The organism is Bacteroides salyersiae (genome assembly GCF_031172035.1).
GTDB classification, from domain to species: Bacteria; Bacteroidota; Bacteroidia; order Bacteroidales; family Bacteroidaceae; genus Bacteroides; species Bacteroides salyersiae.
In genome coordinates, this window is sequence record NZ_CP133452.1 from 5,176,926 (window position 1) to 5,189,475 (window position 12,550).

General features: G+C 36.1%; 5 protein-coding genes. 2 read left to right on the forward strand and 3 right to left on the reverse strand.

The genetic code is table 11. The features are described 5' to 3' along the window. Positions 1-4 precede the first annotated feature (4 nt). The 3 genes from RB604_RS19855 to RB604_RS19865 are packed head-to-tail and all read right to left on the reverse strand — an operon-like array spanning position 5 to position 6,329. Positions 5-1,375, reverse strand: coding sequence for a sulfatase family protein (locus RB604_RS19855; protein ID WP_055295680.1), 1,371 nt, complete (start codon positions 1,373-1,375; stop codon positions 5-7). Further along, entirely contained in the window at positions 1,365-3,104 is a 1,740-nt protein-coding gene (locus RB604_RS19860) for a RagB/SusD family nutrient uptake outer membrane protein (protein WP_005929604.1), read from the reverse strand. The genes RB604_RS19855 and RB604_RS19860 overlap by 11 nt, the downstream gene beginning before the upstream one ends. Before the next feature lie 21 nt (positions 3,105-3,125). Further along, a complete protein-coding gene (locus RB604_RS19865) occupies positions 3,126-6,329 on the reverse strand; it encodes a SusC/RagA family TonB-linked outer membrane protein (protein WP_122282073.1) in 3,204 nt (1,067 codons plus the stop codon). Positions 6,330-6,513: 184 nt separating this feature from the next. Here RB604_RS19865 and RB604_RS19870 point away from each other — a divergent pair, with 184 nt between their 5' ends. After that, entirely contained in the window at positions 6,514-10,488 is a 3,975-nt protein-coding gene (locus RB604_RS19870) for a hybrid sensor histidine kinase/response regulator transcription factor (protein ID WP_055295678.1), read from the forward strand. 58 nt (positions 10,489-10,546) lie between these two features. Next, positions 10,547-12,535, forward strand: a complete 1,989-nt coding sequence (locus RB604_RS19875) for a beta-galactosidase trimerization domain-containing protein (protein WP_224203358.1) — start codon at positions 10,547-10,549, stop codon at positions 12,533-12,535. Positions 12,536-12,550: the final 15 nt, after the last annotated feature.

The following is a 12,550-nucleotide window of genomic DNA, read 5'->3' on the forward strand; positions in this document are numbered from 1 at the left end:
GATTTTATTTAGTTAAAGGTCTTTGCCAAGGTATTGCTCCCGATATTCTATAATGTTCAACCATTGCTTTATACAATTTAGAATATACGGCATCTTTCTCTAAGGGTTGAGATTCTTTGGAATCCTGTTTCATATTGAAATACTGCAAAGGTTCAAAAGGTCTGTTTTGCAGTAATTTATATTCTTTGTATCTAACAGCATTTTGAGTTTTCCCGCCTATATCACCGTGTTCACGACGTACCCAAAACAGATAACGATCATCAGTTACTTGTTCTTGGTTACGCAATAACGGAAGTACTGATATCCCATCTATCCGATGATTTACAGGAAGTTGAACTAAATCACATAAGGTAGGGAATATATCCGACATCATTACTAAATTATTGACCCTTCTATGTTCCAAATGGCCTTTCCAATATAGAGAACAAGCCACTTTTATCCCCCCATCATACATATCGCCTTTGTCTCCTCTTACAGGGCCGTTATTTGCTTCCGATTTCCGATCTCCCCCATTATCCGAACAAAAAATAATAAGAGTATTATCTAACTGTCCGCTTTTCTCTAAAGAGTTGATTACTCTACCTACTCCATCATCCATATGCTCAATGAGAGCAACCAACTTTCCACGAGTTTCAGAAATATTCGGATGGCGTTTACGAACCTTTTTTTCCCATTCCACAGGTGGTTGCAACGGTGAATGAGGTGCATTATATGCCAGATATAGGAAAAATGGTTTATCTTGCTTTCTCGCTTTAAATATATAATCGGACGCCCAGTCAGTAAACAAATCTGTGGCATGTCCCTGAGGATCGATTTCTTCAGTATTGAGTCGCATATAATTGAAACCTCTACGCAAGTGCGTATTGTAATCATCCATCATGTCTCCCAAGAAACCATGGAAGAAATCAAAACCTCTTTCATTGGGTAAATTAGGACTCTCAAGTCCCAAATGCCATTTACCGATAATTGCAGTTTGATAACCGGCTTTTTTCATCATTTCGGGAAGGAGTGTAGCATCCGGAGAAAGATAGCCCCAACTCCCCTTAGGATCAGTTCTGATTACTCCCGGTACTCCGACCATATCCGGAAAACAACCGGTCAATAGCCCGGCCCTACTTGGAGAAGATACGGATGAATTTGCATAAAAGTTGTCCATACGAACGCCTTGATGAAACAACCGGTCAATATTCGGAGTCTGTACATCTTTAGCATATTGGCACGACAAATCACCCAATCCCAAATCATCCACCATGATTAATAAAATATTGGGATTACCTTCAATTTTATTAGAAGCCGCTTCCTGAGCGACCGACGGGAGTATGACGGTTCCACTTGTAACAAGTGAAACCATCATTTTTAAAGTTCTAATTACCATATCCAAAATTCTGCTTTATGACATTATTAGTAATTGTAATTTCTCTTGAAGGAATCGGAAGAAAAATCGAATAATCTTCAAATTGCCTTCTCTTATATATATATTTATTTTTATCATAATCTTCCACATTGGTATATTCCAGATACTCTTTCATCCAACCAGAACGAATCAAATCGACCCTGCGCAGGCTTTCTCCTAAAAATTCCAACATTCGTTCCTGCATAAGTGCCATTCTGAACTCTTCCAACTGGTCTTTTGGAGTAATGCCTGTTATCGGTTTTACAATGGAAGGATCAGCCATATTCTCCTTCGTTATTTCCGGTAAAATAGTCTCATTAGCCGAACGGCGTCTGACATAATTTAGCAAACGTAAAGCTCTGTCAGTAGGTCCGCCATTCTGTTCTGCTTCTATTTCCGCTAAAACCAAGTACATCTCTGCCAGACGAAGTACCACATAATTGATCGGTGTACGTTGTTTAGGATAATCAGGCTTTTTCTCCATCGCAAATTTCCCCAAATTATAAGTTTTATTTGCCGCCGTAGGAGGCCATAAGGTTCCATCACCTTTATACTGAAAATTGGTTATATTCTTGTATTTTCTCATATCACACGTCTCTTTCGTGGGCTTACTGGGAAAATTATCAGCAATGGTAGCTCCTCCATAAGGCATATAAGTATTGGCCACATTGCCTGTCGGAAGTACCCAGTTCCATGAACCGGGACCATATATTTGACCTACCCAACCACCTTCTTCTTGCGATAAAGCATCTTTAAACTGTACATCAAAAATAACTTCAGGAGTATTTTCCGAAGGATAAAAACTATCTGCATAAGACATAGATAGCAGTACCTCTTCATTACCTCCATATCCCTCATCTATCACTTTCTGTGCATAGTCTTTTGCTTGGCTAATTAATTCGGCAAATTTGTTTTTAGCCCATTCATATGAATTTATTCCATCTTCCAAAGCCATATCCGGAGAAATGTGAGCATATTTCCCCATCGTAGCAGCAGTTAAGCTTGCCCGTGCCAAAAGAGCCGCAGCCGCAATTCTGGTAGCACGTCCCATCTCTTTCTCTGCCGCAAAACTGACAGGTAGTACAGAATAAGCATCTATCAAATCTTGGAATATTTGTCCGTATACTGCCTCAGTAGATGATCGCGGCATGTTTTCACCTACTCGTTCCGACCCTGGCAATGTAGTAAGCACACATCCACCAAAAACAGAAGTCAAGTTGTAATAGCAGAGAGCACGCAAAAATTTAGCTTCAGCAACACAACGGTTGACAATAACACTTTCAATGCCAGACTTTTCTGCATTAAAAATTAAATCATTTGCCCTATTAATCATGGCATATTGACCGGCATAGAAAGATTTAATAATGCCATTTTGAGGAGTCGGTTTGCATTTATCCAATTCTTCGAGCATCAATTGTTTAGAAGCACCGGCAGTAATGGCCCCCATTTCATCGGTCGCCAACTCGTTAAGCAAAGGTAGTCCGGCATTATAATTGGTCAAATAATTGGTAATTTCATTACCTAATGTTGGCAAGCTACGTGTACCGAGCATATCATAAATACCAATCAATGCCATTTCATAATCACTAACTTTCGTATAAACTTGATCTCCACCTAACTGTGTCGTCATTTTTTCGTCCAGGAAATTAATCTCACATGAAGTCACCGTAAGAGTTACAGCAAACAGTAATGATTTATATATTTTTTTCATCTTGTATTTATTTAGGGTTGTTTAAAAATCGATAGAAAGACCTGTAATAATGGTTCTTGAACTTGGATAAACAAAACGGTACATACCACCCGTAATCGGATTATTAGAAGCGACTTCGGGATCATACCACTTAAATTTTGTAAATGTAAATAAGTTTTGGCCTGTCAGATAGATACGAGCTCTGCTTATCTTTACTTTTTCAAGCCATGACGTTGGCAAAGTATAACCTAAAGTAATATCTTTAATCTTAAGATAGGAACCGTTTTCTACAAACAAACTCGATGCTAAGTTTTTGTATGAGTCTATGGTATAATCCGGCCATTCGTTTGAATCTCTATATGGTCTCCACGCCTCATCATAAATACTTTGCAATATATTACGATTATTATAACCACAAACCGGATAATAATTGGTCACAAACAATTTACCACCATATGAGAATGACAAGAAAATATTCAGATCAAATCCTTTATAATTGAATTTATTAACAAATCCACCTGTAAATTTAGGTTCGCTGTTTCCAATATAAGTTCTATCATCTGTAGTAATGTTATTATCATCGCCCACTACATCTCTAAATTTTGCGCTTCCCGGCAATGGAACATCCCCTGCATATTTAGGTTGTCCATCCATAAGCACCAGTTTCTCTTCACCATTCTTGGCACGATTATAAATTTCCCGACATTGTTCGATTGATAATAATCCTTGCGATGGATCGTTGTTTTTATAGAAATTCTTATAATCCTTGTACTGATAAACTCCATCATAGATAAACCCATACATTGTTCCTACTGCCTGCCCCGGTTCAAGGATAAAAGCTTCATTATAAATATTGCCTGCATTGAATGTCAAAGCCGAATTCTCTCCTAAATCAAGAATTTTATTCCTATTAAACGACATATTCAAAGAAGAAGTCCAAGAGAAATCCTTGTTGGAGATATTGACAGAATTCACTACAAATTCAATTCCCTTATTTTCCAAACTACCAGAGTTATACATCATGGTGCTAAAACCGGTCGTGTAATCCAAAGGTTTATCGAGTAATAAATCAAAAGTCTTTTTATAGTAGGCATCTACGGATAACGATAACCTATTATTGAACAATGCCATATCAAATCCGACATTATATTGTTCAGTGGTTTCCCATGTCAAATCAGGATTAGCTATAGAACCCACTGCAATACCGGGTTTTAATGTAGAAGAAGGTCTTATGCCACCACTTTCATTAAATGAATAATACACATTTGAATAAGTAGACAAACTACTATATGCAGGTATTCCCTGATTACCGGTACGCCCATAACTGAATCTTAACTTTAATTCATCAATTGTTTTTAAGGATTGCATAAACTTTTCACGATGAATATTCCAAGCTATAGCAGCTGAAGGAAAATAGGAAAACTTATTCCCTTTAGGAAACTTACTTGAACCGTCTGCACGGAAACTTGCCGTAAACAAGTATTTACTCTTATAAGAATAGTTCACACGCCCCAAATAAGAAAGCAATGTACTGGCATAATCTTTAACATCAGGTGCCATTATATTCAATCCAAGCCCTACATTGCCACCTGTCAAATCAGAATAAGCGGCTGGATAATCAGTAGTTTCAATAGAAAAATTCCTGCCACTATTCTTTTCCATTGTATAGCCCACCATTGCATTAAGACTATGATGCTTCTTAAACACTTTGTTATAAGTCAGTATGTTTTCCCAAGACCAATTAAAGCGTTTTGCCCAAGAGTTTACCCCACGACCGTTCACAGAAGCACCAGCTGCAATAGAGGGACCATAAAAAATCTCTTTGTTGGTATTAATCATATCAACATTATAAGAAGTTTTGAACTGCAAATCTTTTATAACATCATATTGTATATAAGCGTTAGCAGTCGTTCTCACACTACTTAGCCTATTCTGTACAGTAGTTACATAGTCATGAGGATTCGTTTGAAGATTATAATCACCTGTCAATTCTCCATCCCAGTCAAAATCAGAACTATTAAAACGGACATTTGCCGGACGATAACTTAAAACCTGCTGAAAGACATCCGCTCCTGTATCCTTAGAGCCACCGGAAGGCACACCATCCTGAGAAGTCTTCGAAAAATTAATATTAACACCCGTCTTGGCTCTCTTCCCTATATTTTGGTCTACTCTCGAGCGGATTGTAAATCTGTCAAATCCGGAATTTTCTACCAATCCGGACTGATCGGTATAAGCTGCACTCATTGAATATTTAGTTGTCTTTGTTCCTCCTCGTATACCTATATTATAATCCTGAGTAATAGAATTTTTAAAAAGATAATCTTGCCAATCATAGAACGGAGTGTTTTGTAAAGAATCATATTTTGCTATATAATCCGGATCTTCACGTTCATATTTCATATAATTCAAATAATCTTCCCCTTGCAGTACATCTATTTTCTTGGACACACTTCCAACACCGACATAGGTTGAAAAAGAGACAACTGGCTTACCTTCCATACCGGATTTTGTGGTTATTAGAACAACGCCATTAGCTCCACGTGAACCATATATTGCAGTAGCCGATGCATCTTTCAAAATCTCGATTGATTGAATATCATTCGGATTTAAAGATGATAAAGGATTAAACACTGCCGAACTTAATCCTTTCGGATCGCCAACTCCGGTACCGGCATCCTTGGATATCGGGGCACCATCAATGACATATAACGGTTCGCTATCCGAATTGATAGAACCAGTACCACGAATTTGAATACTAATACCGGCTCCCGGTTCTCCACTCGTGTTTGTAATATTTACACCAGCCATTTTTCCGGCCATTGCCTGGTCTAATGATAACATGTGAGAATTACTAACATCCGATCCTTTCATGGAAGTTACAGATCCGGTTAAATCGCTTTTTTTAACAGTTCCATAACCAATTACCACTACTTCGTCAATTTCATTTTGTGTTTCTTCCAGATAAATTTTTAAAGGTAAATCATTCTGACTTTTAACCGTCACGACTTTAGAATCCATACCCATATAAGAAACTTTGATATTAGCAGGCAAAGTACTACAAACAATTGAGAATTTACCATCAAGATCAGTGATGGTTCCGGTTTCGGTTCCTTCAATGATAATCGTAGCACCGATTAATGTTTCACGATTTTGTTCAGAATAAACGGTACCAGTCACCTTAATTTGTGCATTTACCATTAAATTACATAAAAGTAATAAGGTAGCGAATAATAATTTTTTCATGGAATTATAATATAAGATTAATAACTGCTGCAAATGTACAAATCTCACATACTGCACCATTGCTCTAAAGTGTCTTTCTTTTGCTCGAATGAACCATTGGGCCAATTATAAATTTGGAATATAGGATAAGAATAATAAAACATATATTTTTGCGAAAAGATTAAGAACCTGAACGAATCATATTATGATCTACATTTTATACATTTTTCTATTAGCTGCATTCTCAATAAGTACGTATGGACAAACTGCTAACGCGGACATTCTTTCGTCGCGTTTGCATGTTATTTCTGTCAATGAAGGGCTTCCGCAACAAGCCGTTACTTCCATTGTTCAAGATAAAAACGGTTTTGTATGGATGGGAACTTACGATGGTCTATGTAAATATGATGGTACCAACTATAAAAATTACTACCACATCAATAATGATACAACTTCCTTATCCAACAATAGAATACTGGCTATACTTGAAGATTCAAAAGGAAATCTCATTGTAGGTACAGAAGGAACATCCTGCGTAAATTTTTACAATAAGGATACTGACAATTTTCATGTACCTACTGACATAAAGTGGAAGAATTGCCGAAGTTTAATAGAAGACAACAACCATAAAATATGGGTCGGAACCTCGGACGGACTTTATTTATTGCATATAGATAGCCTGCATAAGGTTGTACATGAAAAAACAAAAATTGAAAGTCTGTGGCATACCACCATAAAACGTATTCTATTATCTCCAGACAAAAGCTGTATATGGATACTTACAAATAATAAGATATATCATTTAGATACCGATCAAAACATAAAAGGGTGCTATGAAAATCAACTGATAAAACAGGCCAGAGATATTTATTGTGATTCCTCTTCACAATTGTTTATTCTTCATGATGAAGGAATTTACCTCATTGATGAAGGAACAGTGGTAAAAACCAATGTAAGCACTCCGCTAACTGCGATAAAGGAATTGAAACGCGGAATATACATTGCCGGTACAGAAAACAGTAGCATACGCATTTTAGAATCTCATCAAAAAGGTAGTTTCAAAATTAGGAAAACAACAGATTTAAACAATTCCACATTCTTCCAATCAAACTTGATTCGCAATTTTTTCATAGACCGTTCTAATTGTCTATGGATAGGTTCGGGCCATAATGGCGTTGCCATCGTTGATTTATCTCCCTTACCATTTCATAAGCTATTGATGCCAAAAGAGGAAATACGCCCATTGGTACGCGTCATCACTAAAGACTCTTCAGACAATTTATGGATCGGCATAAAATTAGGAGGCTTATATATGTTAAAAGACGGAGTTTATACCAAGTTTCCAATAGATTCGAAACAGAATTTCAATGCTATAATGGAAGATTCCAAGAAAAACATATGGATATTGACTAACAAAAATGTGTACATTTACAAGGGGAAAAAACTATATAATTTGAATGAAATCAGTGGTATTCCCACGGATATCTATAATAAGATACTTGCAGCGAGTGTGATTATAGAAGATGACCAAGGAACCATATGGATTGGCGGAACCGGAAAATTAGCCCAAATAAGAGGTTTGTTTACCTCTTCTGTCTCTGTACATTATTTTAATGCTCCTTATACGCAAGATATATTTTGCTTGGGTAAAGACAAACTTGGGCGTATTTGGTTAGGCTCCCGATCCAAAGGGATATTTGTTATCACTTTGAATATATTTTCTGACATAATCAAATATCAAAGTATAAATACAACCAACAGTTCTATCAAAAGTAATCATATCTGGGACATTTGTTTTTCTAAAAACGGTAATTATGTCTGGGTAGCAACAGATTCAGGAATAAACTCATTTGATTGTTCATCTTTAGAAGCAAATGTAATATCAGTTGCTCCTCATGAGAAACTTATCAATCATAAAATACTAAGTGTAATTGAAGTCTCCGATCATTCCATTTGGCTAAACACCAGCCAAGGTTTATTACATTACAATCCGGAGACAGGCCATTATCGAGAATATTATTATAGCGATGGCCTGTGCTCCAATTGCTTAACAGAAGCAGGATATCTGGCTGCTGACGGAACTTTGTACATCGGTTCCATTAATGGGATTAATTATTTCAACCCATTAGACATTAAGGATATTAGAAATGATGCACAAATACAGACTATACGCTTTATGATTTATAATAAATCCGTAAAGCCAAATCAAAAAATAAATTCCAGTGTACCATTAAAATGCAATATCATTGATGCCGATCAAATCGATATTTCATATTTGAATAATAATTTTTCTTTCGAATTCATTGCCCCCAATTATACCTCTCCCAACAAAATCTATTATGCTTATAAATTAGAAGGAGTTGACGAAGATTGGGTTTATACATCATCAGACAATCGTATTGCAAGCTATAATAATTTAGATGCCGGCAAATATAAATTTCATGTAAAAGCAACAGAAATCAATGGTATCTGGGACACTGACGAAAGATGTATTGAACTGACTGTAGGAGAGGCTCCTTGGAATACTTGGTGGGCTTATCTATTGTATCTGATATTTGTGGTAATGATCATATTGCTTGTACTTAAGTATTATTTTACACAATACAAACTAAAGCGAGACTTACAAATAGAGCATATACAAAGAGAACATGAACAAGTGTTAAGTGAAACCAAACTACAGTTTCATGCTAATATTTCACATGAAATCCGCACTTCATTATCTTTGATAATAACTCCGCTTAATGATATAATAAACGATATAGGAGGAACGGTGAATACCACTAAGTTGGGTATCATGCGTAGAAACATCGAACATCTGAATAACTTAGTATCCCAATTTCTCGATTTACAAAAAATAGATGAGGGAGTCGTACCTTTATGTGTAAAAGAAACCAATATATCATTACTACTTGAAGATATCTGTGAACGGTTCAGACCTGTTGCTGAAAATCAACAAATAGAATTTCATTTAGTTTGTGAATCATCGGATATGATCGGATATTTGGATGAAGATAAAGTGGTTAAAATCATCGGAAATTTGGTATCCAATGCTATAAAATTTAACTCAAAAGGAGGTCGTGTAACCGTTTTTGCAGCACAAGTCAATGATAAAATAGAATTTGCCGTAGAAGATACAGGATGGGGCATTTCCCCGGATGACATAACTCGTATTTTTGAGCGTTATTATCAAAATAATCGGCAAAAAAATCAAGGAATGGGAATCGGTCTTTCATTGGTGAACCAATTGGTAAGACTACATAAAGGTAGTATATCGGTAAAGAGTGATCCGGATGGAGGCCAAACGTTATTCACTGTAAGAATCCCTGTCAGTAAAGAATACTATGATGATAAAGAACTTATTAAAAAAGAGAATATATCACCTATCACTCGCGAACAGATCAATGATAACAAACAAGAGTCAAAAGCAACAATAATCATCGTAGAGGACAATCTCGATATGAGTACATATTTAACTGTTTGCTTAGCTGAAAGATTCAATGTAATTTGCAAAAACAATGTTGACGATGCAATTGATGAAATTATACAATTCATCCCTGATTTGATTCTTTTAGATATAGTTTTGGAAGGCAATAAGACAGGATATGATCTATGCAATGCAGTAAAAAGTAATATGATGACCAACCACATACCTATTTTGATGCTGTCTGCCAAAGATACGCCTCAGGACATCGCTTTAGGATATGACTGTGGTGCTGAAGACTATATTCTCAAACCTTTTTCCATGGAGATTTTAATTCAAAAAATAAACAACATCATCAAATACAGGAAAAACAGTTTGATGGAATATGATTCCGGTAATGAAATAGAAAATACAGATTACAATAAGGGCGGTAATCAATTTTATGAAAAACTGATTGGCTTAATCCACGACAATATTAGCAATTCCGAATTCGGGATAACAAATATTTGCGAAGAATTAAATATCAGCAGAACCCAATTATACAGAAAAGTAAAGGCTGTTACTGATATTCCAATCTCCACGTTAATACGTAATTTAAGAATGGAAAAAGCTTATGAACTATTCAAGAACAATGATTATACTGTTTCAGAAGTAATGTATCAAGTGGGTATAAACAGTAATTCGTATTTTACAAAAACATTCAAGGAATATTTTAATATACTTCCATCAGAATTTATAAAACAAACCTACAAAAAATAAAATAATTATTATAATCAATCAAGGTATGCAAAAGAAAGCGTTTTTAATTCTATTTTTGATGTTATTCCCCTATATTAACTCTTATGGGGAAAGAATAAGCAAACAAAGTACTCCTTTTGTCGGAGCGCAGATTTTTATCGAACCCGGACAAACTCAGGAACAAATAGAACAATGGTTCAAATTGCTCGCGGAAAGCAATATGACCACTTGTCGGATCCGTATGTTCGGAAAGTATATGAAAACCCCAAGTGGTACATACGATTTTACACTGTTTGATAGGGCTTTTAAGTTAGCGGACAAATATCATATAAAGGTATATGCTACCTTATTTCCTGATACAGAGTTTACTGATGTGGGAGGATTCAAATTTCCACATTCACGCGAGCACCAAAAAGAAGTGGAAGACTATATAAAAAACGTAGTATCCCATTTCTCCCAATATAAAAATTTGGCTGCATGGGTTTTAATCAATGAGCCAGGTACACCCAATTTACCTTTTAACGAACCGTTTACTAAAGAACGTTTCTCGGACTGGAAAAAAGAACACAATTTTTCAGAATACAACGAAAAAGGATATCCTGTATTAAATTTTGAAAAAGAAAACTTCATTATCGATTATCACAATTGGTATCTGAATTGGTTAGCGAACCAAGTACGACTTTATGACAAACAACATGATTTGCATGTTAATCCGCATAATGTGTTCAAGTTATCCGGGCTATATGATTTTCCTACATGGCGTACTTTCTTAAATAGTTTAGGAGGGTCGGCACATGCAAGCTGGCATTTTGGATATTTCCCCCGTAAAGCATATACTGTAGCGATGTCGGCAAACGCAGAGTTAATTCGCTCCGGTGCCGGAGAATTACCTTGGCTGATGACCGAACTTCAAGGAGGAAACAATTTGTATAGCGGAGCTAATCCACTCTGTCCTACTGCGGAAGAAATAATACAATGGCTTTGGATAAATTTTGCAACAGAAGCCAAAGGTGGTATATTTTGGAGTTTCAATGCTCGAAGTACTGCTGCGGAAGCGGGAGAATGGGCGATGATAAATTTCAAAAATAAATCATCGGACAGACTTATTGCCGCAGCAACGATAGGAAAATTTATCACAGAAAACGTAAAAATGATGTCGAACATCAAAACTTTGAACAGTGGAATTTCAATTCTATACAATCACGAATCAATGTGGGTTGAAGCGGCCCAAACAAGAGGAAAACTAAATGGAAACGGCAGGAGTATTGGAGCTGTCATGTGTTCTCCTCTATCATATTTTGAAGCGTTGTCAGAAACTGGCCTCCAAGCCAATTTCAAAGAGATCAAAGAGTTTGATTTCTCTTTGAATGATTATACCGACCAAGTCATCATTCTGTCTCACCAAATAGCATTGGACAATAAGGTCATTAAACAACTGGAATCATTTGTTGAGAAAGGAGGAACATTAATAGCGGATGGATTAACGGGATATTATGATTATCAAGCACATAGTACAGTGGTCAGTGGATTTGCTTTAGAAAATCTTTTCGGATCTTATCCTATCGAATACAAAATAAAAGAAAACTTATTTAGTCTGGATTTTGAGAAAGATAATTATAAACTGCCTGCACATTTGTGGAAAGGAACAATAGAAACCTCAAAAGCTACGCCTATAATGGACAAGGAGGGAGAATGCATCGCTTGTATCAATCAATATGGAAAAGGCAAGGTCTTTTGGATTCCTTCACCTATAGCATTAGGAGCACGTGAATCCAAGGACTTCTCCGAATTATCAAAACTCACCGTAAGTTTACTCCCCAATAAAATACTTAATGACAATCCTCACTTCGACAAGCATTATAAAGATGTCATGATGAAAAGTTTTAAGAGCAACGGAACGATGTATTCTCTTATTATTAACAAATCCGCATCTGTACAAACCGTCGATATAGTCGGAGGAAAAGGAAAAGCATTCATCTTGTTTGCGAATAAAAATGCCCATTCCACAGCGAATAAGCTTACGATATCACCTGAAGAGACTGTAATAATCAAATGGAAAAATAATTAATTAAAACGATAACTC